The sequence below is a fragment of the Vulcanococcus sp. Clear-D1 genome (genome assembly GCF_014654725.1).
In the GTDB taxonomy this organism is placed as follows: Bacteria; Cyanobacteriota; Cyanobacteriia; order PCC-6307; family Cyanobiaceae; genus Vulcanococcus.
The window spans coordinates 284,456-308,184 of record NZ_JACVZV010000015.1 but is presented as its reverse complement, the minus strand read 5'-3'; the positions used below and the strand labels follow the sequence as shown (position 1 = coordinate 308,184).

Annotated in this window: 32 protein-coding genes and 1 tRNA gene; 19 read left to right on the top strand and 14 right to left on the bottom strand. The window is 61.3% G+C overall.

Annotated elements, in window-relative coordinates:
- Nucleotides 1-7: 7 nt before the first annotated feature.
- Nucleotides 8-967 carry an LD-carboxypeptidase gene (locus H9532_RS05995; RefSeq protein ID WP_296366426.1) on the top strand — a complete coding sequence of 320 codons (960 nt, stop codon included), beginning with the start codon at nt 8-10 and terminating at the stop codon, nt 965-967.
- A gap of 51 nt (nt 968-1,018) precedes the next feature.
- Here the strand turns inward: H9532_RS05995 and H9532_RS05990 are convergent, their stop codons facing one another.
- Nucleotides 1,019-1,609 (bottom strand): peroxiredoxin, encoded by a 591-nt coding sequence (locus tag H9532_RS05990; RefSeq protein WP_217795617.1) that lies wholly within the window; start codon nt 1,607-1,609, stop codon nt 1,019-1,021.
- Between the two features lie 151 nt (nt 1,610-1,760).
- Between H9532_RS05990 and H9532_RS05985 the strand changes: the two genes are divergently transcribed.
- Nucleotides 1,761-2,051 (top strand): hypothetical protein, encoded by a 291-nt coding sequence (locus H9532_RS05985; protein WP_296366419.1) that lies wholly within the window; start codon nt 1,761-1,763, stop codon nt 2,049-2,051.
- Nucleotides 2,052-2,075: 24 nt separating this feature from the next.
- Here H9532_RS05985 and H9532_RS05980 read toward each other — a convergent pair whose 3' ends face one another.
- Together H9532_RS05980 and H9532_RS05975 are read right to left on the bottom strand one after the other, a co-directional pair.
- Nucleotides 2,076-2,354: a DUF427 domain-containing protein gene (locus H9532_RS05980; RefSeq protein ID WP_296366416.1), complete on the bottom strand. Its 279-nt coding sequence runs from the start codon at nt 2,352-2,354 to the stop codon at nt 2,076-2,078.
- Nucleotides 2,355-2,386: 32 nt separating this feature from the next.
- Complete coding sequence (locus H9532_RS05975; RefSeq protein WP_296366415.1) at nt 2,387-2,812, bottom strand: hypothetical protein; 426 nt, start codon at nt 2,810-2,812, stop codon at nt 2,387-2,389.
- A 157-nt stretch (nt 2,813-2,969) separates the two neighbouring features.
- Here H9532_RS05975 and H9532_RS05970 point away from each other — a divergent pair, with 157 nt between their 5' ends.
- Entirely contained in the window at nt 2,970-3,173 is a 204-nt protein-coding gene (locus tag H9532_RS05970; RefSeq protein ID WP_296366414.1) for a hypothetical protein, read from the top strand.
- A gap of 69 nt (nt 3,174-3,242) precedes the next feature.
- Complete coding sequence (locus tag H9532_RS05965; RefSeq protein ID WP_296366412.1) at nt 3,243-3,545, top strand: hypothetical protein; 303 nt, start codon at nt 3,243-3,245, stop codon at nt 3,543-3,545.
- Between the two features lie 411 nt (nt 3,546-3,956).
- On the opposite strand, the gene H9532_RS05960 is transcribed toward H9532_RS05965, so the two are convergent.
- Nucleotides 3,957-4,955, bottom strand: a complete 999-nt coding sequence (locus H9532_RS05960; protein WP_296366410.1) for an NAD(P)-dependent alcohol dehydrogenase — start codon at nt 4,953-4,955, stop codon at nt 3,957-3,959.
- Nucleotides 4,956-5,427: 472 nt separating this feature from the next.
- On the opposite strand from H9532_RS05960, the gene H9532_RS05955 reads away from it, so the two are divergent.
- The 4 genes from H9532_RS05955 (at nt 5,428) to H9532_RS05940 (ending at nt 7,911) form a co-directional block, all read left to right on the top strand.
- On the top strand, nt 5,428-5,640 hold the full coding sequence (locus tag H9532_RS05955; protein ID WP_366664537.1) for a DUF2811 domain-containing protein: 213 nt from the start codon (nt 5,428-5,430) through the stop codon (nt 5,638-5,640).
- Between the two features lie 225 nt (nt 5,641-5,865).
- The gene (locus H9532_RS05950) at nt 5,866-6,819 is read left to right on the top strand and encodes an orange carotenoid-binding protein (RefSeq protein WP_296366407.1); all 954 of its coding nucleotides are present in this window, start codon (nt 5,866-5,868) and stop codon (nt 6,817-6,819) included.
- Complete coding sequence (locus H9532_RS05945) at nt 6,816-7,556, top strand: fatty acid desaturase (RefSeq protein WP_296366405.1); 741 nt, start codon at nt 6,816-6,818, stop codon at nt 7,554-7,556. The genes H9532_RS05950 and H9532_RS05945 overlap by 4 nt, the downstream gene beginning before the upstream one ends.
- Nucleotides 7,557-7,581: 25 nt before the next feature.
- Complete coding sequence (locus H9532_RS05940; RefSeq protein WP_296366403.1) at nt 7,582-7,911, top strand: hypothetical protein; 330 nt, start codon at nt 7,582-7,584, stop codon at nt 7,909-7,911.
- A 71-nt stretch (nt 7,912-7,982) separates the two neighbouring features.
- On the opposite strand, the gene H9532_RS05935 is transcribed toward H9532_RS05940, so the two are convergent.
- On the bottom strand, nt 7,983-8,264 hold the full coding sequence (locus H9532_RS05935) for an RNA-binding protein (protein WP_296366401.1): 282 nt from the start codon (nt 8,262-8,264) through the stop codon (nt 7,983-7,985).
- 302 nt (nt 8,265-8,566) lie between these two features.
- Between H9532_RS05935 and H9532_RS05930 the strand changes: the two genes are divergently transcribed.
- Complete coding sequence (locus H9532_RS05930) at nt 8,567-8,827, top strand: DUF3136 domain-containing protein (RefSeq protein WP_296366399.1); 261 nt, start codon at nt 8,567-8,569, stop codon at nt 8,825-8,827.
- A 304-nt stretch (nt 8,828-9,131) separates the two neighbouring features.
- On the opposite strand, the gene H9532_RS05925 is transcribed toward H9532_RS05930, so the two are convergent.
- Nucleotides 9,132-9,338 (bottom strand): hypothetical protein, encoded by a 207-nt coding sequence (locus H9532_RS05925; RefSeq protein ID WP_296366397.1) that lies wholly within the window; start codon nt 9,336-9,338, stop codon nt 9,132-9,134.
- A gap of 199 nt (nt 9,339-9,537) precedes the next feature.
- On the opposite strand from H9532_RS05925, the gene H9532_RS05920 reads away from it, so the two are divergent.
- Entirely contained in the window at nt 9,538-10,836 is a 1,299-nt protein-coding gene (locus H9532_RS05920) for a DUF2252 domain-containing protein (protein ID WP_296366395.1), read from the top strand.
- 111 nt (nt 10,837-10,947) lie between these two features.
- Nucleotides 10,948-12,195 carry an alpha/beta fold hydrolase gene (locus tag H9532_RS05915; protein ID WP_296366393.1) on the top strand — a complete coding sequence of 416 codons (1,248 nt, stop codon included), beginning with the start codon at nt 10,948-10,950 and terminating at the stop codon, nt 12,193-12,195.
- A gap of 261 nt (nt 12,196-12,456) precedes the next feature.
- On the opposite strand, the gene H9532_RS05910 is transcribed toward H9532_RS05915, so the two are convergent.
- Entirely contained in the window at nt 12,457-12,603 is a 147-nt protein-coding gene (locus H9532_RS05910) for a hypothetical protein (RefSeq protein WP_296366391.1), read from the bottom strand.
- Nucleotides 12,604-12,805: 202 nt separating this feature from the next.
- Here H9532_RS05910 and H9532_RS05905 point away from each other — a divergent pair, with 202 nt between their 5' ends.
- The 8 genes from H9532_RS05905 to H9532_RS05870 all read left to right on the top strand — a co-directional run bounded on the left by H9532_RS05905 (nt 12,806) and on the right by H9532_RS05870 (nt 18,665).
- A complete protein-coding gene (locus H9532_RS05905; protein ID WP_296366389.1) occupies nt 12,806-13,066 on the top strand; it encodes a cell division protein SepF in 261 nt (86 codons plus the stop codon).
- A 37-nt stretch (nt 13,067-13,103) separates the two neighbouring features.
- Complete coding sequence (locus H9532_RS05900; RefSeq protein ID WP_296366386.1) at nt 13,104-13,502, top strand: hypothetical protein; 399 nt, start codon at nt 13,104-13,106, stop codon at nt 13,500-13,502.
- A gap of 68 nt (nt 13,503-13,570) precedes the next feature.
- Complete coding sequence (locus tag H9532_RS05895; RefSeq protein WP_296366384.1) at nt 13,571-13,912, top strand: hypothetical protein; 342 nt, start codon at nt 13,571-13,573, stop codon at nt 13,910-13,912.
- 381 nt (nt 13,913-14,293) lie between these two features.
- Entirely contained in the window at nt 14,294-14,527 is a 234-nt protein-coding gene (locus tag H9532_RS05890) for a DUF2811 domain-containing protein (protein WP_296366382.1), read from the top strand.
- A 235-nt stretch (nt 14,528-14,762) separates the two neighbouring features.
- The gene (locus H9532_RS05885) at nt 14,763-15,866 is read left to right on the top strand and encodes a DUF4912 domain-containing protein (RefSeq protein WP_296366379.1); all 1,104 of its coding nucleotides are present in this window, start codon (nt 14,763-14,765) and stop codon (nt 15,864-15,866) included.
- 221 nt (nt 15,867-16,087) lie between these two features.
- On the top strand, nt 16,088-16,534 hold the full coding sequence (locus H9532_RS05880) for a hypothetical protein (protein WP_296366376.1): 447 nt from the start codon (nt 16,088-16,090) through the stop codon (nt 16,532-16,534).
- Nucleotides 16,535-16,744: 210 nt separating this feature from the next.
- Nucleotides 16,745-16,954 (top strand): hypothetical protein, encoded by a 210-nt coding sequence (locus H9532_RS05875; RefSeq protein ID WP_296366374.1) that lies wholly within the window; start codon nt 16,745-16,747, stop codon nt 16,952-16,954.
- A 988-nt stretch (nt 16,955-17,942) separates the two neighbouring features.
- On the top strand, nt 17,943-18,665 hold the full coding sequence (locus H9532_RS05870) for a serine/threonine protein kinase (protein ID WP_296366372.1): 723 nt from the start codon (nt 17,943-17,945) through the stop codon (nt 18,663-18,665).
- Nucleotides 18,666-18,979: 314 nt separating this feature from the next.
- Here H9532_RS05870 and H9532_RS05865 read toward each other — a convergent pair whose 3' ends face one another.
- From H9532_RS05865 to H9532_RS05835, 7 genes are all read right to left on the bottom strand, one after another.
- A complete protein-coding gene (locus H9532_RS05865) occupies nt 18,980-19,357 on the bottom strand; it encodes a hypothetical protein (protein WP_296366370.1) in 378 nt (125 codons plus the stop codon).
- A gap of 215 nt (nt 19,358-19,572) precedes the next feature.
- Nucleotides 19,573-19,887, bottom strand: a complete 315-nt coding sequence (locus tag H9532_RS05860; RefSeq protein ID WP_296366367.1) for a hypothetical protein — start codon at nt 19,885-19,887, stop codon at nt 19,573-19,575.
- Nucleotides 19,888-19,927: 40 nt separating this feature from the next.
- Nucleotides 19,928-20,953, bottom strand: coding sequence for a hypothetical protein (locus H9532_RS05855; RefSeq protein WP_296366365.1), 1,026 nt, complete (start codon nt 20,951-20,953; stop codon nt 19,928-19,930).
- Complete coding sequence (locus H9532_RS05850) at nt 20,950-21,831, bottom strand: zinc ABC transporter substrate-binding protein (RefSeq protein ID WP_296366363.1); 882 nt, start codon at nt 21,829-21,831, stop codon at nt 20,950-20,952. The genes H9532_RS05855 and H9532_RS05850 overlap by 4 nt, the downstream gene beginning before the upstream one ends.
- 90 nt (nt 21,832-21,921) lie before the next feature.
- Complete coding sequence (locus H9532_RS05845; RefSeq protein ID WP_296366362.1) at nt 21,922-22,251, bottom strand: hypothetical protein; 330 nt, start codon at nt 22,249-22,251, stop codon at nt 21,922-21,924.
- Nucleotides 22,252-22,431: 180 nt separating this feature from the next.
- Nucleotides 22,432-22,505: transfer RNA gene (locus H9532_RS05840), tRNA-Met, on the bottom strand.
- Nucleotides 22,506-22,559: 54 nt separating this feature from the next.
- Nucleotides 22,560-23,573 (bottom strand): peptidoglycan DD-metalloendopeptidase family protein, encoded by a 1,014-nt coding sequence (locus tag H9532_RS05835; protein ID WP_366664526.1) that lies wholly within the window; start codon nt 23,571-23,573, stop codon nt 22,560-22,562.
- Nucleotides 23,574-23,729: the final 156 nt, after the last annotated feature.

The window sequence follows — 23,729 nt, the reverse complement described above, 5'->3', positions numbered from 1 at the left end:
GCCAGCCATGAGGCGGCGCCGGCTGTTGCAGGCTGGCCTTGCCGTCGCTGGCAGCGCCTTTGGGGCGGCTGGCGGTGCTCAATTCACAGCCCCGCAACCACCTGCACTGACTCGTGGCAGCCGCATCGCGGCCCTGGCGCCCGGCACGTGGCTGGATCCGGCCGATCCGTTGCTGGATCAGCTCAGCCAGCGTTGCGCCGCAGAAGGATGGGAGCTGTTGCGTCCGCCCGGACTCCACCAGCGCTGGCACTGGTTCGCTGGAACCGATGCTCACCGCCATGCGGCATTGCAGCAGGCGTGGCTCGATCCTCGCGTGGATGCGCTGTTCTACGTGGGCGCTGGTTGGGGCAGTGCGCGTGTTCTGGAGGCGGGCTGGAGATGTCCGGCCTCGCCGCGTTGGTGCCTGGGCTTTTCGGATTGTTCTGCGCTGCTGTTAGCGCAGTGGGCTGCAGGCAGTGTTGGCGGCGTCCACGGCTGGTTTGGCCGTGACGCAGCGGGGTGGCAGCGGCTGGTGGCCCTGCTGCAACACCGGCCTGTGGCCCCACTGCAGGGCTTCCCGGTGCAGGGCGGAGTGGCTCGCGGCCCGCTGGTGGTGAGCAACCTCACCATCGCGACCAGCCTGATCGGCACGCCTTGGTTGCCTCCATTGAAGGGGGCGATTCTGGTGCTGGAAGACACCGGTGAGGCTCCCTATCGCATCGATCGCCAGCTCACCCAGTGGCGCAGCAGTGGTCTGCTGGATGGGGTGGCGGGGATCGGGCTGGGCCGTTTCAGCTGGGCGGAGGACGACGTGCTGACAGGCGACTTCTCGATGGAGGAGATCCTGCTGGAGCGGCTGGCACCCCTGGGGGTGCCGCTGGTCCGCAACCTTCCCGTTGGCCATGGACGCCCCAATCTGGCCTTGCCGTTGGGCCCTCAGGCTGAGCTGGATGGTCGCTCCGGCCAACTGCGGCTGCTCAGCGCCTGATCCAGACACAAAAAAGGGGCCCCGAAGGGCCCCTGACTGCCTGAGTTGGACTCAGTTGACGGCAGCGAAGAACTCTTTGCTCTTCACGGGGTCGGGGTTCATGGTCTTCTCGCCGGGGGTCCAGTTGGCGGGGCACACCTCGTCGGGGTTGTTGCGGATGTGCTGGAAGGCCTGGAGCAGACGCAGGGTCTCGTCGACGCTGCGGCCCACGGGCAGGTTGTTGATGGTGCTCTGCATGATCACACCATCGGGATCGATGATGAACAGACCGCGCAGGGCCACGCCAGCTTCCTCGTCGAGCACCTCGTAGGCACGGGCGATGTCCTTCTTGAGGTCGGCCACCAGCGGGTAGGCGATGTCACCGATACCGCCGTTTTTGCGGTCGGTCTGGATCCAGGCCAGGTGGGAGAACTGGCTGTCCACCGACACGCCCAGCACTTCGCAGTTGCGGCTGGAGAACTCGCTGTAGCGATCAGAGAAGGCGGTGATCTCCGTCGGGCAGACGAAGGTGAAATCGAGGGGATAGAAGAACAGCACCACGTACTTGCCGCGGTAGGAGGAGAGGGTGACCTCCTTGAATTCCTGATCCACCACAGCGGTGGCGGTGAAATCGGGAGCCTGCAGACCGACGAGCCTGGACATAGGTACGCAAGAGTGTGGGTTGGACGCGGGAAGGACCACTCGAGGAAACCCGTAAGCGGATCGACTTCCAGTTGTCGCTGTGACAAGTTATCACGCTTTCTGGCGTGGCTGGGGCCGCCTAGGGTGATCCAACGAGTGAGAGCGTGTCTTGATGAGCTGGGATCCTGCCCTGCTGCGGAAATACAGCAGCACGAACCACTACAAGCTGCTCAATCAGGTGCGCAGCGATCTCAAGGAGCAGCCGATCCAGCGCTCGAGCGGCGGAAGCTCACGTCGCAGCAGTTCAGCGGGTAGCGGAAGCAGTAGCAGCAGTGGTAGTGGTGGCACACGCCGCCGCTCCGTACCGGCACCTGTGCCCCAAGCAACGCCGATGCAGTCGACCCCGGCCAATAGCTTTGATCCCTTCGTCACGGTGCCGGTGCTGATCGCGCCGTTTGAGTGAATCGGCCCGGGTTCAGGACACCATTTAAGACACCGTCACGCCGCGCCAGAAGGCGACACGCCCTTTGATCTCGGCGGCGGCTGATTTGGGTTCCGGGTAGAACCAGGCGGCATTGCTATTGACCTGGCCGTTCACGACGACGTCGTAGTAGTGAGCCTCACCCTTCCAGCCGCAAGTGGTGCGGTGATTCGAAGGCTGCAGGTGCTCCATCACCAGGCTCTCAGCCGGGAAATAGGCATTGCCTTCCACTTTGACGATGTCATCGCTGCTGGCGATCACCGCTCCGTTCCAGCTGGCGTGCATGGTCTACCCGTGAAAGGCCCATCATGCTGGCCTCAGGGGCGCCGCGGGTTGTCGATCCGATAGCTGCCACTGCTGAGCCCAGCCGGTCCTTGATCGGTAAAGCGGAGCTTCAGTTCGGTGAGGGCGGTGATGCCCTCGCCACTGGCCGGACGGCCCAGGCTGAGCGTTGCCGGGTAGCTCATCGTTTGGCCCTCCACGCAGCTGGGGCCACCCTTGTAGATGCAGCTGTTCACCACAAGGTTGCCGGTGCCCTTGGCACCGTTCATGTCCCAGCGGCTCCAACGGATGCCACTCACCATGATGCCGCCATCGGCGCAGGAGATCTGAATCGCTGTGGGACGGCTCACGCCCTTCCCGGCGCAATCCATCAGCACGGGTTGGGGGGCAGACGGTTCGGCAAAAGCAGCGGGCGACACCAGCGCAACGGCGCTGAGCAGGAGGGCATGCCGGGCGGACATCCATCAGTTGCAGCTGAGCCACAGCATGCCGCCTTCTAAAAGGTTGCGCTTGACGGACGGCCTGGCGCTGTGAGCTGATGGACGTGGATGACAACGGCGCCATTGGCTCAGGCCTGGCTACCCGGATCCCTTCCCAGTTGTGGTGCGGCCATCAACGTTGCGTTCTCCTTCCTCAGCACCTCCTCTTGATCAGGCGGAATGGAAGGTGGTGCGGCTGCCGTCCGCCCTCGATCTGGCCCGCTCGGGTGAACGCCGGAGGCCATGGCTGAGCCGAACGGAGGAGGAGGCCAAGCAGGAGGCCAGGCTTGCCCGGGTGCGCCGGGAGAACGGCATTCCCTCGCCGGACGAGTGGATGTGGTGAGACCGGCAAGAGCTTCGGGTGAGGGCGGATCCCGCAACAGATGATGGTGCCGTGATCCGCTCGACAACGATGCGTCGTCTGCTTGCCGCCTTGGCCATCAGCGCTTCGGCTCTGACTCCGGTTCTGGCTCAAGACGCTCCTCCGCAGGAGGTGGTTGCCCAGCAGCAGCAACTGCAGAGCCTGCTCGACGACGCGATCGTGGCGGTGCGTGCCAAAAACGAAGCCCAGGCGTGTTCGCTGCGCGGCCAGGCGCTCACCATTTTGAACAACAACCTCCAGGCCTTTGCAGCGGTGTTCCCCGCCAATGACTGGAGCGATCTGCAGACCTCACTGCAGGGCAGCGTGGCTCGTTGCAGCGCCAAGGGCTTCTGAGGCACTGCCATCGGCGCCGCTCGCTGGGACGTTTTCCACAGGTTTTCCCCATGGGTCCGGCGCCCGTCTCATGTTGTCAACGGAGGATCCCTCTGGATGTCGCAACGCCTTCGGGTTCAGCAGCCGATGCGCCTGCAGCGGCGCTGACTCAAGAGGCAGCAGGATCAAACCCGCTGCAAGCCAACCTGTCGCGGAACGAGCCGATTGAGATCGAAACGGCGGTCAGTGATCTGCTGAGTGCGCCAGGATTGCTCTGAAGCTACGCCCCGGTCGCACGTCTCAGCTGGTGTTCAGTGTGATCGATCAGCTGCCGGAATGGCATGGTGTGGAAAACGCCGCCTTATCCAAGCGGCCTGCTGCGATCGCCTTGCGGTCGCTGCTGCGGGCTTGGCCCTTGGCCGCGCGAAGGCCTCAGGTTTGATCCAGAACGAACCGATAACGCACATCGCCTTGGCGCAGCCTGGCGATCGCGTCATTGATGCGATCCATGGGCAGGTGCTCCACTTCGGGGCGAATGTTGTGGCGCACGCAGAAGTCCACCATCTTCAGCAGGCTGGCGGGCGAGGACGTTGGGCTGCCGGTGATCGAGCGGCGGCCCATGATCAAGTCAAAGGCGCCCACCTGGATTGGATCGAGAACGGCGCCCAATTGATGCAGGCGGCCGCGGGGAGCCAGTGAAGCCATCACGTCCCCCCACTGGAGCGGGTGGTTCACCGTGTTGATCACCAGATCAAACCGGCCCGGCAGGTGAGCCAGCCGCTCGAGCGCTTCCACATGGTGCGCCCCAAAGCGACGGGCCTCCTCCGCCTTCGACAGATTGGTGGTGAGTGCGGTGACCTCACAGCCCCAGGCCCTGGCGAATTGAAGCGCCATGTGTCCAAGGCCGCCGATGCCGATCACGGCCACATGGGCGGTGGGAGACACCGCCTCATCCACCAGTGGTGCAAAGACCGTGATGCCACCGCAGAACAGGGGGCCGGCAGCGGCAGGGTCCATGCCAGCGGGCAACGGGATGGCCCAGTCCTGGCGGGCGGTGACATGGCTGGAAAAGCCTCCCTGTCGGCCCACGATCGTGGCCTCGAGCGAGGCGCAGAGGTTGCCCGACCCTCCCAGGCACTGCGGGCAGTGGCTGCAGCTGCCGCTGATCCAGCCGAGGCCGCGCAGCTGACCGATCAGATCGGGGTTCACACCCGTTCCAACCTGCACCACACGGCCCACCACCTCATGGCCTGGAACCAAGGGGTAGTTGCTCATACCCCACTGGTTGTCGAGCATGGAGAGATCGCTGTGGCAGAGGCCGCAGTGCAGCACCTCCAGCACAAGCTCATCGGCCGCGGGCTCGAGCATGGGGCGCGTGGCGGGCTCGAGGCGACCGCCAGCCTCCAGGGCCTGCCAGACAGTGATCGACACGACGGGATAGCGCAGTGACCTCCTTCTAATCACGATGCCCGTTGGTGCGCTGGGTTGAGCGGCGGCAAAGCGTGATCGGTCAAGTACCAGTCAGCACCGGATCCACCTCAGATCGCGATTGCTTGCCCAGCCGCTGCGACCGATCAGCAGCACTGAAGAGCGAACCTACCCACAGCCCCGGCACGCTTTTCCACAGGTTTTCCCCATCGGTCGCAGCACAGACTCAAGTGAGCGTCAGGCGCTCGCTGTATCCGTCCGGAAAACGCTTCTCCCCTTGACAGCCGTCAGAGCGGGCACCAGCAGTGGGCTGAAGCACCTGGCGTGAGGCGGCAAAGCCGCTGCGGCGCAACGCTTCTAGGTTTGCGACAGGATCCAGCAGTCTGATTCGAGCGGTTTTGACGGCGGGTGGCTCTCCGTGCGCTGATGGGTGGGTCAGAGCGAGCGAGGTGCGATGCAGGCGATTCCCGACCACATGCCGGAACACGTGAGTGTGGAAAACCAGTTCCCGGCTGATCTGTTCGAATCGATGGTTGGGTTTATTGAGCAGCATCCGCAGTGGGACCAGTACCGCTTGATGCAATCCGCCCTGGCTGGGTTTCTGTTCCAGCAGGGATGCCAGGACAAGCCGGTAGTTCGCCACTACCTCGATGGGCTCTTTCGTAAGCCTGAAGCAGCCCAGCGCTGAGCAGGCAACAGTGCCTGGTTGCTGCCTCGAGGGCAGCGCTCCATCGCTATTTCGACGGGATGCGTGATCGGTTGCGCGCCGGCTCGTGATCAACAGCGATTTTGGAGTTATCGCATGCCAGCAGCAGGGTCACCGCGAATTTGCTCCGGATTACCCTAAGAAAACCCAGTGGCGCGAGCGAAGGGTTAGAGTCTGAAATAATCCTTCACATCTGGATCGTCCTGCATGTTCACGCTTGAAAGGGCTGCCCAGATCTTTCCAGAAACACGCACGGCTGATGTCGTGCCGGCGATCACAGCTCGCTTTCAACTGCTGAGTGCCGAGGATCAGCTCGCTCTGATCTGGTACGCCTACCTCGAGATGGGAAGCACGATCACGGTGGCCGCTCCAGCTGCCGCGCGCATGCAATTTGCTGAGCGCACCCTCAACGAGATCAAGGCGATGTCGTTTGAGGAGCAGAGCCAGGTGATGTGCGATCTGGCCAACAGCGCGGATACACCGATCAGCCGCGTGTACGCCACCTGGTCAGTGAACATCAAACTCGGTTTCTGGTACCAGCTCGGTGAGTGGATGGCTGCCGGCAGCGTGGCGCCGATCCCCGAGGGCTATCAACTCTCCGCCAACGCTTCCGCCGTGCTGTCGTCGTTGAAGGCCGTGGAGCAGGGGCAGCAGATCACGCTGCTGCGCAACTTTGTGGTGGATATGGGGTTTGATCCCGCCAAAGGAGAGGGTCAGCGGGTGATGGAACCGGTCACACCACCCACCCCTGAGGAGCAGCGCAAGAAAGTGTTTATCGAGGGCGTGATCAACCCCACGGTGAACAACTACATGGATCTTCTCAACGCCAACGACTTTGAGAACCTGATCCAGCTGTTTCTGCCGGACGGCGCCCTCCAGCCGCCGTTTCAAAAGCCGATCGTGGGCAGCGACGCCATCCTGCGCTTTTTCCGCGAAGACTGCCAAAACCTGAGGCTCCTGCCGGAACGCGGTTACGCCGAACCCACCAACGACGGTTTCACCCAAATCAAGGTGACCGGCAAGGTTCAGACCCCGTGGTTCGGTGCCGGGATCGGGATGAATGTGGCCTGGCGCTTCTTGCTCAATCCAGAGGGCAAGATCTACTTCGTGGCGATTGATCTGCTGGCTTCCCCGGCTGAACTGCTCAAGTTCGCCCGTTGAGCCTGCTGCTCAACGGTGCCTTGATCCTGGGCTGGGGTTGCTCCCTGGCCCTGGCCCTCGGCAGCTCGATCACCCACTCTTCAGTCTGGCTGCTGGTGGCCATGGTGCTGCTCCGCACCCAGATGCAGACAGGGTTATTCATCGTGGCCCACGACGCCATGCATGGGTTGATCTGCCCTGATCGCATCAAGATCAACAACGCCATCGGCGCCTTGGCGCTGATGGTCTATGCCGGTGTTCCGTATGCGGCTTGCCACCGGCAGCATCAGCGCCATCACGGCCAACCAGGCACAGCTGACGATCCTGACTTTCCCTCTGACCAGCGCCGAGGAGTGTTGCAGTGGTACTGGCAGTTTCTGCTGCGCTATCTCAGTGCAGGGCAGATGCTGCGCTTGCTCGGCGGGTGGGGGGTGTTGCTGCTTCTGACCATGACCGGAACAACTCTTGGCCCAGGGGGTGCAGCGGTGCGCGTTCTGCTGGTGGTCACCCTTCCACTGCTGCTCAGTTCATGGCAGCTGTTCCTGGTGGGCACCTATCTGCCGCATCGCGGTCAGCGTTTGCCGGAGCTGAACGCCCATCCGATCAGCCTGAATCTGCCGCCCTGGCTGTCGCTGCTGGCCTGTTTTCACTTTGGCTATCACCGCGAACATCACGACAACCCAGGCCTCAACTGGTACCAATTGCCCTCTGCCCGGGCCCTGAGCCTCGCGCTCGCGGTGCCGGAACAGCTCCGGTAGCGTCGAGCACAGCGGTGTCACGCCAATGAATCAAGCGATTGTGGACACCTGGAGCGACAGCGAACAGGCGATCGCCCGCTCCGCCTTCCAGAAGGCTTACGAGCGCGCGGTGGCTCAGCTGGCTGCTGCAGTGCAAGCTCAGGCTTCAGCCCTGAGCACTGTGGAGTCGATCTGGGCCCTGCACGACTTTCTCAGCATCGAGCGCCACACGATGGAAGGTCGATTTGACTTCCGGTTGGAAGGGATCCTGTTCGTCTTTGCCAGTTTGGTGAAGGAGAACCTGCTGCACCTGCAGGAGCTCGATGGGCTTGATGCGGAGAAACTCGCCAAGGTTGCCGCGATGGCCCGCTTCTAAATCAGCGCCGATCTCGCCACAAAAAAGCCGCCCGGGATGGGCGGCTCAAGGGTGATCGCTCGATCAACGCATCACCAGCGGTTTCCGCCACCACCACCGCCACCACCGCCTGTGCGGGGTTCGGCCAGGTTGACCCGGATCATCCGGCCCATCCACTCCACGTTCTGGAGATCGTCGATGGCTTTCTGCTCATCAGCGTTGTTGGCCATCTCGACGAAGGCAAAGCCACGCTTACGGCCGGTGTCGCGATCGAGGGGCAGGCTGCATTTGCGTACAGCGCCGTACTCGGCGAACAGGCTCTGAAGGTCCTCCACTTCGGCATCGAAGGAGAGGTTGCCTACATAAATTGTCATGAAATGCGTTAAAGGTATGAACCCGATTCGTTGAAGGCCCTGAAGAAAGTTGCTGGCCGGGTGGAGAAATCTTGGGAACCCGCCGCCTGGAGTCGAAACCTGCTGGAGAGTGATCGTTGAATCTCTGCCACCCTACTGCACCCCTGTTGAGGATATGGGGAAACCCCCAGGGTGAATGTTCAAAACCCCTGGGAGCTGCATGTCCCCAGAGCGTGTCCTCATCACGGCACGCTCCACCCCCTTCATAGCCACGGCGCTGACGATGCCGGCGTAGGTTTGAAGGAACACCCCTGGGGGCATGGATGGCCGAACGCAATGGCTCGGCCCGGGGGGATGAACCATCGCTCACCCTTGGGCAGCTCGAAGGCAGTTATCCGGCTTACTGCAAGGCGCTGAGGATCCTGATCCGAGAGGGGAAAACGCTGCCCCAGATTCAACGCACGCTCTGTTGGCATCGCCTGGTGATGCTGCACGAACGCATGCCGCGCCAGTACCGCGATCCACTGCTCCACTACGGCATGACGAAGCGTGCCCTGGATGCGGATGCCGCCGCGAGGGGCTGAGCAGCCTCGTGATCCTGCTTGATCCCAGTCTCAGAACCCCTGTGGTCAATGGCAGATCACAGGGGGTTTAGAAGCGATATGGGCAGCCCTGGAGCTGGTCGTGGTTGTGCCATGAGATCTTCCCTTCGTTGAGCGCCGCTCTGTGCTGTAGGCCACCTGAGGGCCGAGCTGGAACGCACGGGCACGCCGATCGGAGCGGTGGACACGATGATTGGGCCCATGCACTCAGTCAGCAGAGCACGCTGGTGACCAACAACACGCGTGAATGTTCCAGGGTGCCAGGACTGGCGCTGGAGAACTGGCTTCAATCCGCCTGATCAGGATGGGCCAGCTGAGAACGGCTCAGCCGATCCGCTAGCTCGAGGCAGTGGTCCATCTCCTCCCAGAGCAGTTCTCGGCGCTCGGCCGTTACCGCAAAGGAGCGGTGGTGCAGATCACGGCCGAGGTAGCGAAGGGCATCGCAGATACGGCGCCAGTCACCAGGGCTGAGGTCGTGGGAAGGGTCAGTCATCGGTTGATCCTGGCTCGTGCAGCAGTCAGATGGTGTTTGGCTGAAGGCCATGGAAGCGCCACCGGCCAGTTGTCGAGTGCCCGCACCTGAAGCCGTCCGGCACGAGGACCATGGCAGGACGATCGGTGTTGTCCTCACACGGGTGCGTTGGCACCTCATCCATCCACACCTAGAACTCGGCTAGCAAGAGGCCGGCTCCGTGGATCAAGGGGCACGACAGGACCCAACCGAACTGCTGTGCCGACAGGAGGCAGGTCGCTTGGCGTGGCTTGTTCCTGTGCGGCACAGCCGCATGGCTGAAAACGCCTTCGCCTTCTTCCGGGGCGCGGCGGTCGTCATGGCGGCTGATCTGGCACGCAAGCCCCACTCGGGGCTGATGGTGCAGCTATGTGGCGACGCCCATTTGCTCAACTTTGGGTTCTATGGCTCTCCTGAACGCCAACTGCTGTTTGATATCAATGACTTCGATGAAACCCATCCTGGTCCATTTGAGTGGGATGTGATTCGACTGGCCACCAGCTTGCTACTGGCTGGGCAGAGCCTTGGTTTGAGCGATAAGCAGCAAGAAAAGGTGTGCCGTAGAGGTGTACAGGCGTATGCAGAGGCCATCGCTGATTTAGCGGCGATGCCCGTTCTGAAGATGTGGGTCTCCAGGTTGCCGCTACAGGACTTGATTAACGAGCGCGCGAAGGGCTCTTTGAGGTCGCATCTCAAGCAAGTGACGGCAATGGCGCTGCAACGCAACAGCCGCCAGGCCGTTCGTAAGCTCTGCGAGGTTGACAACAACGGAACGCTGCTTTTCCGGCATCAACCACCCTTGATCTGGCGGTATTCGCTCCTGCCAAGTGAAAACCTATCGGGTATGGACTGGCGACATCGAATCGATTTGATGTATGCCGAGTATCTAGACAGCCTTCGACCGGACATGCGTCGGTTGCTCAGCGAGTTCCGGATGAGCGATGCGGCCTTCAAGGCTGTGGGCGTGGGATCTGTGGGTACGCGGTGCGCCATTGGTGTGTTTGTTGGTGAACAGCCGGACGACGTGCTGGTGATCCAGAGCAAGCAGGCGGAACCATCAGTGCTCGCTCCCTATATCCATGGGGTCGACCAAGTACCAGCTCACCAGGGTCAACGGGTTGTGGAAGGACAACGCCTGATGCAAACCGCCAGCGACGCTTTCCTGGGGTGGACCACGACTCCAGAAGGAACGCACCTCTACTGGCGCCATTTCCGTGACTGGAAGGGTTCCGTGGATGTAAACGAACTTGATGTGGACGGGTTAAAGGATTACGGCAAGCTTTGCGCCTGGACCTTGGCCAAAGCCCATGCCCGCAGTGGTGACCGGAAAAAGATTCATGCTGTCATCCATGATGCAAAGTTGTTTGCCAGAACGATCTATGAGCAGGCCATCGAGCATGCGGATTTAGCAGTGCAGGATCACAAGGCACTGCTGCAAGCGATTGCCGACGGACGCCTAGAGACATCCGCGGTGTACTAAAATCTTTTCCCAGCCATGCCCTTGCTCATAAAAGGAATCAGCTTCATGCACGCCCAAGCACGAACGTTCGCTGCACTCGCGTCACTGGTTGTGGGGGTCGGTGGATCGGTCATGCCGTCGCAGGCCGAACCCCAGGTTTATCTGGCGCCCTTCTACGCCAACACCTCCAAATTCAATCCTCAAGGCCAGCCACTCGGAAAGGTGCTCGCCTCCGAACCTGCCGTGAGCACGGTTCCGGGCAGCAAGGCCTGGCGCATCGTCTACGTCTCCAGCGATGGCGCTGATCGCCCGACGGTCGTGACGGCCATGATCGCCGTACCCGACGCTCCAGCTCCGGTAGGGGGTCGGCGCCTCGTGGCGTGGGCCCACGGAACCACTGGCACGGCGCGCCGCTGCGGACCCAGCCAAATGGATCAGCCGGCCCAGCCCCTCAACCAGATCCTGCTACCGAGTGGCACCAGCTACAACGACTTTGGCCTGCCTGCCATGGAAGCGCTGATCCAAAAGGGCTACGTGATTGTCGCCACCGACTACCAGGGGCTTGGGGGGCCTGGTGATCACCAATACGCCCAGAACGTTTCCAACGGCCGTGACGTGATCAACGCGCTGCGGGCTGCCCGCAACTTCAAACCAGCCCAGGCTGGTGAAAAGGCGATCGTGTATGGATGGAGCCAAGGGGGAGGAGCCACCATCGGCGCCGCTGGCCAGGGCGCCTATGTCAAGGCCAAAGGTGCCGTAGCGCCCATTGATCTCCTTGGCTTCATTGCCATGGCGCCGCAGGACACCGGGATTCAGATTCCCAGCAGCATCACCACCGAGGCTGATGCTGCGACGTTGATCCAAGCCCTCAATCACCAGTTCTCCAACAACATCTTCAACTTCACCCACCTGGTGATGATGTACTGGGGTCTGGCCGCCGCCCAACCGGGGCTGAATCTCGGGGATCTGCTGACGCCCCAGGCCACTGCCCAGATCAACGACATCATGAGGCGCAAGTGCATCCATGAGCTGAGCGCCTCCTTCAGCTACAGCTACGGCAACACCTACAAGCAGATGCTCAAGGCATCACCCATCAATAGCCTGGCCTGGGTCAAGGCAATCCAGAGCCAAGCACCGGGCCTCAAACCGATGGCGCCGGTGGTCATCTATTGGGGAAATGAAGATGATGTTGTGCCACCTGTGATGCACAAGCTTTACTTTGAGGCTGCCTGTCGACAGGGCGCTGTAATGAGCCGAATTGAGTTACCGGGAAACAACACACACTTCTCAACACCAGCAGCAGCCGAGCCGTTCTATCTCGCCTGGATGGACGATCGCTTCAACGGCAAGCCGATCCGCAGTGGTTGCCCGATCAACTGACTTCAATTGCTCCCATGGAGATGGCGCAAGAGATCCCCGAACCCTCCATAGTGCCGTTGTGATCGCCACCAACCTTCCACATCAACAGTTGACACAAGAACCACAACAGTTCTGATCAAGGAATCGTTGGGGATCAGATCAACTTGAAGCTATAGGCAAAGAACTCAGTGCTTTGCTTTATCCCGTTTCATCGCGTCTGACTCGGCCTCCAGGGCATCCAGGCCAGCGATCTGGAGACACGGGTAACCCGCGAGGATCCGCTCACTCCTGGTGATGGCGACGCTTCTCGCGATCGAGCACATCCCCGATCACCATCGCCATGATCACCGACATTCCAATCGCCAATGCCGCGGCGAGAGACGCACGGCTGGCCAACTGTGCAGAAAGGGCAGCGATGGGGTCAGCCATGCCACCAGGCTGATCCGGGAATCACTGCAGCCCGTGTGCTGCCGCGGGTTCACACCAACGGCGTCACAGCCTGCAGATAACCCTCATCCGGCGCCCCAACGGGCGCCTCGTGCAACAACCAGCTGCGCAACCAGCCTCAAGGGTTTGCGACCACGCGAGTGCTGGTCGAGAACAGTTCCAGGTGAGTCAGGAGAATGTCGTCATGGACTCCCCTTTCGGGATCTGGTTCCCGCAGGTCACGATCCTGCGCAGTCGCAGGCTCAGTGATGCCCAGGCCGCTGTGGAGGCCATCCGCCAACGCCATTGCGTGCTGCTCCAACTGGATGACGCCGCACCGGAGGAAGCGCAGCGCATCATCGATTTCATCGCCGGGGCGGTCAGCGCGCTCGATGGACAGGTGGAGCGCATCTCTGACGCGACCTTTTTGTTTGCACCAGCTGGAGTGACCGTCAGCCACAGCTGAAGGCCATGCACAATCAAAGGCCGTTCACGGCAACAGATTGGCGCGGCTGGAAGCACTGCTCACAGGCATGCCGGAGGAGCGAGAACTGAGGTTGGTGCTCGAGCAGCTGGATCCAGGCCCAGATCGCGGAACCTTCACCTGGCTGGATCAGCGCAATGCCTCCTTGGCGCTGCTCCCTGGAAGTGCTGCAGTGCCCGTGCAAGTGCTGTTGGAACTGAGGGGCCGCGGTGAACTGCTGGTTCTGGTCACCAGCCGGGAAGGCATGGGCACGGGTGCGCCCCTGAGCCGCAGGGTGCATGAACAGATCCTGCAACGCCTCGCACAACTGCTGCCCGAGAGCGTGTTGCAGTACCGCTCCGATCGAGATGGCCCCTTGGAGCCGATCGCAACCTCCCGCACGAGCTGGTCTGCGCGGGCGTATGAGCAGCAGTTGTGACGTTGCACAACTGACACACTGCTTTTCGGCAAGCAGCGCATCCAAGGTGGGGTAGTTGCCTAGGCGCCATGCAGCAGCAGCGTCCCGCTCCACGCCTCAAGGCCGCTTTGGATCGGATCGGTGCCTGGGTGCTCGATCAGCCCCTCGTGCCGGCATTGGAGGGGCAGTGCTGCGATCGGCTTCGCCCGAATCAGATCCAACGGGAACTGATGGAGAGCCTGGAGCAGAGCGGCCTGGACGGCAGCAGCCTGGTGGATTGGCGTTGGGATGCACGGCAGGGGCACGCGAAGGGCTGGCTGTGGCAAAACGGCGCGCTGCAGCGTTTTCGTTGGTGGCGTGATTCCGGCCGACTGACGCTGCATGAACAGTTGAACTGCGTCACCACCGCACCGCTGCGCGCGCTGCGCTGAGCCCATCTGTCCAGGGGGTAGCTGGATCGTTGATGCCGCTGATCAAGGTTGCTTGAGGGGCGGCCGCGATTGATCAGTACCCCTGAAGCACGGCTCACCCCCCAAGCAAGCCACACTTTTCCACAGGTTTTCCCCATGGGTCCAGCGACAGACTCAAGCTGTCAAGCGGTTCAACCGAATTCGCTCCGGAAAAGAGTTCTCCTCTTGACAGACGCGCTGCACCTCGCCGAGGGGAGGAGGCGATCTGTGCATCAAGGCGCCAAAGCCATTGCGGTGCAGTTACTCCTGATGCGAGACACCTGCGATCGCGCTTTAAGACCATTCTTTGACGCCGTGGCCGCCTCTATGCGCTGATGGTTGGGTGATCGGATGAGGTGTTGGTTGGCAGAGGTTCCTGATGCGTTGGCTCCGCACGTCAGTGTGGAAAACCAATTCCCGGCAGATTTGTTCGATTCGATGGTGGGTTTCATCGAACAACACCCCCAATGGGATCAGTACCGGCTGATGCAATCAGCGCTGGCGGGCTTCCTGTTTCAGCAGGGCTGTCAGGACAGACCGGTGGTGCGTCACTACCTTGATGGCCTGTTCCGTAAACCGGACGCGGCTGTCCGTTGAGCTGCTGCCCAAAGACCTCGCTGGGGGTGGCGGCTGGTTCAGAGCCTCAGCGCGACCTGCGAGGCACCTCCACTCTCTTGGAAGCGCCTGGCCCAGCAGCGGACGAGAAGCGTCCCGCCTGTCAGCAGCGAAAGCCAGCCAGATCGCTGTCGCTGCAGTGATCCCCATGCCCTGACATTTGCTCGGATGTGAGCTTTGGGCCGGCGACGATCAATCCACACAGCGCGGGTTTGAGATGGCGGCTTCCGGTATGGACATGGGAAACGGCGGTCTCGCGAGCCTCGGCGGCTGGACCATCGCTCAACTGCGTGATCTGGCTCAACGCATCGGCTTGGGTGGCTACAGCCGTATGGACAAGAGTGCTCTGCTCGATGCCGTGAGCCAGGCCCTGCCCAAAGCCGCGCCCTCAGCGCAGCAAGAGCTGGCCACGGACGCCAGCGCTCCAGCGCAACAGCCACGTGCAGCCGTTCCAGAGCTCGCGAGCCACATCACCTTCCTGCCGCGTGATCCCCAGTGGGCCTATGTGTTCTGGGAGATCAGCAGCAGCGATCAGGAGCGCGCCAAGGCCGCCGGTGCCACGCAATTGGCACTGCGGGTAGCGGATGTGACCGGCTTGCCTTTGGGCGCTGCCCATCCCCACACCCTGCAGGAGCTGGTGGTGAGCAAAGGCGCGCGGGAATGGCATCTGCCGATGCCCGTGAGCGACCGCGATTACCGCGTGGAACTCGGCTACCGCACCAAGAGCGGCGGCTGGTTCTCCTTGGCCACCTCCTCGGTGGCGCGGATGCCAGCGCTTGAGCCTGCATCCGTGGTGGCCGATGCCTTTGTGCCCTTCTCCCTGGATGCACCGGTGATGGCCGCCGCTCAACCCGTCGTGAGCGGTGGGGTGGAGCACGAGCGGATCTATCAACTGGCCACCGCAGGCAGCCTGCGCAGCCGCCGCGTGGGATCGGAAGTCCTCCATGGGTGGGACCAGAATTCCGCGCGCAGCGGTGCCCTCAACGATTCCGGCGCCGGCCTCTGGGCCAGCGGCCGCAGCGAATCAGGCAGCGGCATCGTGCGGCCGCGCTCCTTCTGGCTGGTGGCTGATGCGGAGCTGATCGTCTACGGCGCCACTGAACCCAACGCCCGCCTCTCGATCGGTGAGCAAGAGATTCCGCTGGAAGCCGATGGCACCTTCCGGGTGCATGTGCCCTTCCGCGATGGCGAGCAGCTGTATCCGATCAAGGCCGTGGCCGCCGATGGCGAACAGGAGCGCTCGATTCGCCTGGAGTTCGAGCGCCGCACGCCCCAGGCGCGGGTGAACCGCAAAGAGGATGCGGTTCTGGAGTGGTTCTGAGGCAAGGGCGGCCAAAGGCTGTCTCAGACTGTCCCCCAGTTGGATCCAAGGCGATGCGCGGTGTTGTTTTGCATCAGGCGTGGTGGCCCTGTCTGGCGGCAGCCGTCTTGAGCCAGACCATCGTCAGCCCGCTCCAGGCGCAGCCCACACCGCAGGCTGAGTCACCAGCCGTCAGCCAACCGGCATCGTCAAGCCCAGCCGAGGTTCCAGCAAAACCGGGCATGGAGCTGAGTGAGAAGGAAAAAGAGCTGCTGCAGAAGATCAACGCCCTTAAGGCACCGCGCTGGCGCAGCTTTGGAGCCTGCCGTTACGACTGGGCCGGCTGGAAGCTGATGGGCGATGGGGTACGCACCACCGCTGTGGCCTGCGGTCCTGACACCAGCGCCCCCGCGGCCAGTCAACAGGTGGCGGTGCATTGCGACAGCCTCAAGCTGAGCCTCAGAAGCGGCGACCAGGCCTGGAGTGCCTGGCGACTGCCTTATTCAGCCGCTGAATCCAAAGAGCGGGGCGGAGAAGACCGGATGGTGGCGTCCCTCTGCGCCAATGCCAAACCGATCCCCAAACCCCAGCCCGCCGCTCCACCAGCGGTCAACCCAACCGCGAAGCCAGCGGCTGCCAAGCCGACGGCAACGCCGAGCAGCAAGAAGCCCCCGGCGGCCAAGCCTTGATCGGCGATGCCAGCCATGCGCGGGCTCCATACTGATTTGCTTTAGGTTTGAGACTTCCGGCCGGCTCCGTGCTCCCCACCCTTTCCCTGCTCAGCGCCTCGGCCTTGATCGGTTTTCTGATGCTGAAGCTCGCCATGGCGAACGCCGCCTGAGCGACGCCGCAGCCAGGAGGCCAGGGTTCGTAACGTGTTGTTACGACGCCTTGCAATGATGAACGATCGCTCCCTCAGCCGCGAATTCACGATCACCATGCAGGAGCGGGCGATCGAAAGCTGCGACGACATCGAGCAACTCCGCTCCGTTGCCAAAACACTGCTGCGCGCCTGGCAGATGCAGGCGTCCTTCACGGAGGACTACGCCGCCCAGCTGATGCGCCTCACGCCCCCGCCGTTCTCAGCCGCTGCACGCCCGGCCCAGTAACCCTCCGTTCAAGCCGCGTGATGGCGGTTGCTCACCAGCTCTCCAATGCATTCAACGGGCAGCAAGGCAGATCGGCCGGAGCTGTACTAAGCCTGAACCAGTGCCGCGCTGGAGCTGGGCGTGAGCTCCCCGGCCAGCAACCAGATCTCGTCCTGCAACACCTGCGTCTGATCCGGTGTCCTTACGTATCAGGGTGCCTCCGGATCCACCGACAGCTCCTCATGCAGCAGGAGTAGCCCCTCCAGAACGCAAGCGGCGGTTTCGGATGTCATCGCGGGCAAGGAATCACGATCCATGCATGCATGCGGGGGCATCGCCAAGGGCTCCTGGCGATTCGCAGGAATCCCGCAATAGCCCCAATGCTTGACAATTCAAGCGGTGCGGGCACCTCTTTGAGCTGAGCAGTGGAGAGAATGCTATGAGCCACACCACTGCGCCAGAGGCCAGCCATGAGGTGTTGAGCACCCAGGAGATCGCCCTGCACATGATGACTTCTGACGTCCGAGTTCTGCTGATGATCATCACCGCCGTTCTGGTCGGTGAAGTGGCTGCTGGTTCTACGCGACGGTTGTTAGGAGCGCGCAGGAATCACCATCCAGAAACTTAGCCTTCACACTCCGCAGCGGTGGAGAGCGCGTCTGGTTGATCATGCAAATTCACTGCCGCAAGAACGGCGAGCGTCACCGTCGGACGTCGTACGCGCATCGGCGATGCCAGCTCGCGCAGCCCTGGCGCCGTGTGACAGCCGCAATTCCCACCGCCGAGTGGCAATCATAACTAGATGACTAATGTCTGAAACCTTTCTGCAAACCATTCATGCGGCGCGCTGTTGGCGACACATCTCGGGCTTGCGCAGAACGATTCGCAGTATGAATTGAGCCATCTGATCGAACAGACTTTAGTTAAACTTGAACAATACAAGCATTCTCGGGAATCACCGCTAGGATCAAACTGCAGGCATCCTCAGCGGTCACCCTTCCTTGTTCCCGTGGATTCAGCCAACGAAAGCTTCCAAATTGACGAAATCCGACAGATCATCGAGGGGGATCTACTTCCCAATCTGGTGGTCCGGAGTATTCATCCCCACGACCCCGTTGTTGTCAATAGGCATCCTTCGCCATGGACCGTACTCGGATGCGGCAACTACGCAGCAGTATTCGCTCACCCAGATCATCCCAACCATGTTGTCAAGGTTTACGCACCGGGACGCCCAGGGTTACAAGAAGAAAGAGAGGTCTATAGACGAATCGGCGTACATCAAGCTTATTCCGTCTGCCACCACGCAAGCGATGCCTACCTAGTTCTGAACCGACTAGAGGGAGTGACGCTTTACGACTGTCTTCGCCATGGAATCAGAATTCCACCACAGGTTATCAAAGACGTGGACGAGGCAATTAAGTACGCGATTGGTCGCGGCCTTCACGGACATGATCTCCACGGCCGCAACATCCTCATGCATCAGGGGCGTGGATTTATCGTTGACATCTCAGATTTTTTAAACCCCCAGCCATGCAGGGCCTGGGTCGACATCAGAAAGGCTTACTACCGCCTATATCTTCCATTCATTTCACCTCTGAACCTCCGAATTCCAGGTTGGATGCTGAGCGTTATCCGCAAATGCTATCGAATCTACGCAAAGTCAGGCTTATTCGCTCGCGGCAAGACCACGGCAGCAACAAACTCCTTGGGATGCAGCGGAATCACATCTTGACATTACTTGAAGGGTGCAATGCGTTAGCGATGAGCTGGACCTTTTCAATGAAGAATGGCCGCAGTCCTTGCGTACGAACAATAAGAGAGTCCCACCCCTTCGCCACTGATCATGCAAGCTCGATTGGAGATTGAATTAGAACGCCAAAGCTATTCAGGGCTAGTGCCAATAGAGAGACACCAGATCACCTAATTTATTTCCAATATCGGACTGACCTAAAGATCTATGGCCTGGAGCATGCGGAAGTTCAAGCTTGAGAATCAGTCCATGTTCTCTCTTCCCCTGATCGCGAGGGAGGAGCTCCCATCACGAACTTATCGGCCGTAGTTCTCCAGTTGCTCCAGCCCTTTGCGCAGCAACTGCTGACCACCCTCGATCATCCGCTGCTGGTCACCTTTAAACTGACAGCTTGCCGTGCGGTACTGAACGGTCTTGCTCAGAGGCACGTACCAAAGCGCATCGAGTTTGCAGAAGTTTCGCCCCTTCTGTGCGGGTAAATCCTGCAATAGCTCACCGCTCAGGCAGCGATAGCCGCTGCGGTCCTTTCCTTCCCGCAGGCAGGTTCCAAGGTTGCGCACAAAGATCTTCTCCCCCTTGTTCTTGAACACCTGGTTGGCGTAGCCCGCAAACGACACTGGGTCGTAGCTGAAGGGCGCGGCTTGCGCTGCTCCGCTCAGAGCAGCCAGAAGCAACAGAGGGCTCAGATGGCGTAACACTGGAAGCTGGTGCGACAGGAGGAGGGGCCATCATCGGTTCCGCTGGCGTCATGGCGACAGGCTCGAGCAGATCCAATAGGGCTTGCAATTCAGATTGCGGCTCCCGCTGCAAAACAGTGCTCACATCAGGGCTCGGTGGTACAGCCTGGTCTAGCTCAACCCCCACGGGACCTGGAACCCGCGAGGACAGCTCAAGCGCCATTGCTGCTTTGGGGCGTCGATGCCACCAGCGTCAGGCTGCTCAACCACTCCATCGCCGCCCGGCAGGCGGGGTCGTGAAACGCGAGGCACTGCAGCAGCTCACGAAACTCAGGTGCATGCACGAACAGCCGCAAGGCTCGGTGTTCAGCGCGCCTGCGGGCTGACGCGTCAAAGGGCTCAACGGCCGCAAAGCCAGTGGGTATTAACCCGGAGTCCTGCTCATCGCTACCTCGTAAGGCCAGGTCCAGGCGCTGCTCCGCTGAGCGACGCAACACCTCATCAGCTAGATGCTCCACAAGGGCCATCTCGTCGCGCTTGGAGCAGGGGCCCCGTGTGCTCCATTGCTCAGAAGCTCAAGCTGACTCCAGTACCGATGTGGTGCTGCCAGCCCACACCCCAGCCATCTCCTCCTTGGCTGCTGTAGATCGGCTTCCAGTGTGCGAACACAACGACAGACTCAGCCAGGGGATACTCCAGTTCGATCTCACCTCCCCAGTCGGTTCGAAAGGGCAGGCCCGAATAGGACCCAGGGCTATAGAAACGTGGCCCGGCAGAGAGCGTGATGTTCAGAAGATCGATGTTGAAGCCCAGCCCAAGCCATGGGTCGGTGTAGTTGCCCAGATAGGTTCCTTCACTTTCCCAACCTGTTCTGTTTTCGAGCGAAACAAATACACCGTCGACGATGGTTTCCAGGCCATCGCCAAGTGCGAAGTTCACATCCCCATCCCCCAGTGCCCAGATGGCCTGAACACCAACCTCATTTTTCAGGCCAATGACATCATCACCTTGATTGCCGGTGACGTAATACGGCCACCACGTCAGCGAGAGCTCAAAACGATCGTTCGGTTGATAGCGCGCCTTAAGATAGCCCTTGACATCGGTGCGGCGATAGGGGCTTCCCTCCCCATGGGCGAGATCATGACCAGCGGAATGACTTTCGCTGTGGTGGGCACCATGGTCGTCCTCATGCTCGTCGTCGTGATCATCCCCGTGCTCGTCGTCCGAGTCCTCATGGTCATCGTCATGAGCGCTGCCGCCATGACCGTCAACATGAACACGCCCATAGAAATGTTCAGCCTCGCCCCACACCAAAGCAGGACCGATCTGAGCTTCGATGGCGAAACTGCCGCCTTTGTCTAAACCCCACTCAAAGACGGCTCCGAACAACCCGTCGACGGCGTAATGGCGGGGCTGGCCCTCCAGGTTGTTCTCCAAGCCTGCATGGCCCTCCAGTGTCACAACTGGTCGGATCCGAAATTGACCCGGCACCTGATCATCACCACCTGCAGCTCCATGGGCCAAGGCTGCACTGGGTGAGCCGGCAGCAGCCAAAGCAGAAAGGATCGAGACGATTGTGTGGCGTGTCTTCATCGGATCGCAGCCCATTGTTGTTGCAGCGCAGAGGCTGTGCGTTGATCACATCGGCCTCCTTGCGCGGTCACAAAGGTGCAGACATTGGCCGTAGCTGTTTGAATCAGCGATTTCCCGGGTGCCAGCCCATCGGCGTAGAGCGGTTGCTTGGCGATGGAGACACCGCTGAAAGAACTGATGCGCCGAAGCGTTTTGGACGGTGGCAACGCCTCAGCGAAGATTGCTTTTGTGCCTGATTGGCGGATGGCCCGGCTGATGGCCCCCAGGCTCGAGGGTCTCAGGGTCCCCCCCGACGCAAACTCATCGATCACCGGCAGTTCACGGATGCCATAGCGACGGGCAAAAGCTGAAAACGCTCGGTGCTCAGTGACCAGAACACGCTGAGTAGAGGGAACCGTCTGCAGCTGCGCCGCGCTCCAACTCCCCAGTTGGTTCAACACGGCCTGCATGGCCTGGCTGCGTCGCTGCAGTGCTCCAGCTTTTGCTGCTCCAAGGAGAGGCCTCAGTGCAGTCGCGCTCTCGCGGACCATGGCACTGGTGAGCCCTGGGTCGTGCCACACGTGTGGATCCTTGGCTGGGTTACCTGGGGTAGCGCGTTCAGCAACGGCCACCACAGGAGCACTGACACGAATCCGGTTCATCGCCGGCGTGAGGTTGTAGCCATTCACCAACACCAGGCGAGCGGTGCTCAGCGCCTGACGATCTGAACCGCGCAGAGCCATGCCATGGGGATCAGCTCCGGGTGGAACCAGGCACGTCACCCGAGCGTCGCTCTGCACGAGTGACCGCGTGATATCGCACAGCACGCCATCCACAGAAACCACCGATGGCGGCGGCGCCGCGGCAAGCACAAGCCCAACCAGGGCAGCGGAACCCATGACCCAGAAACAAGCTGCTGCGAATGATAATGGTTCTCGCCCTCGTGTCGCCAATGGTTGAGGCCATGGGTCAGCAGGGATCTTTTGGGTTCATCCGCCTGGCTGGCTCGCCTCGCAAGTCGCCAGGCCCCTGCGCCAAAACGACCGTTGATCGAAGAGATCTTTGGCGTTTCCCGCGGGGCGACCTTCGACTGTGTGGCCCTGGATGCAGAGATCGCGGGCTTCCTCGATGTCGTCTCGGATGCACCAGCGCTTCGGCTTAAGCGAGAACTCGCCGAGCTTGCGTCCAGCCACCATCTCCCGCACGTAGATGAACGGGCTGCCGGGGTGCCGCCGAATGCGGAAGCGCGACCGCCGCACCTTGAGCTCCTGTACGCACTGATCCCAGAACGGAAGGCTTGGAGAAGCTGTCTCAAGCATGGGATCCGAGAGCGACGGCACCCAGTGAGTGTTCCCCAAAAACGTGCAAAGTGCTTTGCACGTTTGGGATACAAGTGGCCTCTACTGGTACCAAGTAGCTCAGATTGGTCCCAGTTAAGGAATCCCCGAAAACCAAGTCCCAGACAGCAAAAAGCCCCGCCGAAGCAGGGCAAAAAGCTATGGCTCGGGGGAGACTTGAACTCCCGACCTTGGGGTTATGAATCCCACGCTCTAACCAGCTGAGCTACCGAGCCGCGGTGTTTGGATTGTAGAGGATCGTCTGCTCGAATCCCTGTGGCGCCGGGGCTTCAGGCCCGAGCCGGCAGGAACTGAAGCGGGTTCACAGCACCCCGGCCGGGAGGCAGGATTTCGAAGTGGAGGTGGGGGCCTGTGCTGCGGCCCGTGCTGCCCATCTGGGAGATCACGGTGCCTTGACTCACCGCTTGGCCAACCCGCACCAGGATGCGGCTGTTGTGGGCGTAGCGACTCCGGGACCCGTCGGGATGACGCAACTCCACAAGGTAGCCGTAGCCGCCGTCAGCCCAGCCGGCGACCACCACTTCGCCGCTACGGGCAGCCACGATCGGGGTTCCCACGTTGTTGGCCACATCGATGCCCTTGTGCATGCGGCCCCAGCGCCAGCCGTAGCCGGAGGTGAAGATGCCTTTGGTGGGCCAGATCCAGCCGGTGTCGGTGAGTTCAGCTGCCGGATCATTGCCGAAGCCGAAATCGGGCTGATCGGGCCAGCTCAAACCACCCGAGGCGGTGGGCTTCAGACCCAGGATCATTCGGCTCCGCCCCGGAGTGGAATGGGCGACGCGGATCTGGGTGCCAGCCACGAGCCGAGCCGCCTGCAGGCCTGGATTGAGGCGCAACAGTTCGCTGATGCTCAGGTTGTAACGGCTGGCGATTTTGGCCAGGCTGTCGCCCAGGCGGATCCGAGCGGGCTCCTGTGGTTCAGGAGGGGCTGCCAGCGGTGGGGTGCGGCGCAGCTCACTGGTGTCGATCGCAGCGAGTTGTTTGACCTTCTTGCTGCTCTGACTGGGCAGCACCAGCCAGTCGCCGCTGCTGAAGGAATGGTCTTCGTTGACGTCGTTGAGCTTGGCGAGCTTGCTCTCGTCCTGGGCGAGCTTGTCAGCGAGCTCCTCGATGGAAATGGCGCTGCGCACCTTCACCCAAAGGCGATCGCTGGTGGGCAGTGCCGCGATCAGCTGCTCGCTGGCAGCTGGAGGGGCAGGGAGTGGAACGGGATATTGAGGACGCGAATCAGCAATTGAGGGACCGACAATAGTGGCAACGGCGCCGATCGCGCTCGTACTCACCAGTGTCGTGAATAAGAATTGATAAGGCTTCATGCACCATTGGCCAGAGGTCAAAGCCCAGCGGAGAAGCCAGCATCCGTGAGCCGCGCTGAGAGTAACGGCTTGAACACACCGCTGCAAGTGTTCGTGGTCACTCTTTTGGTTGACCAAACGAAA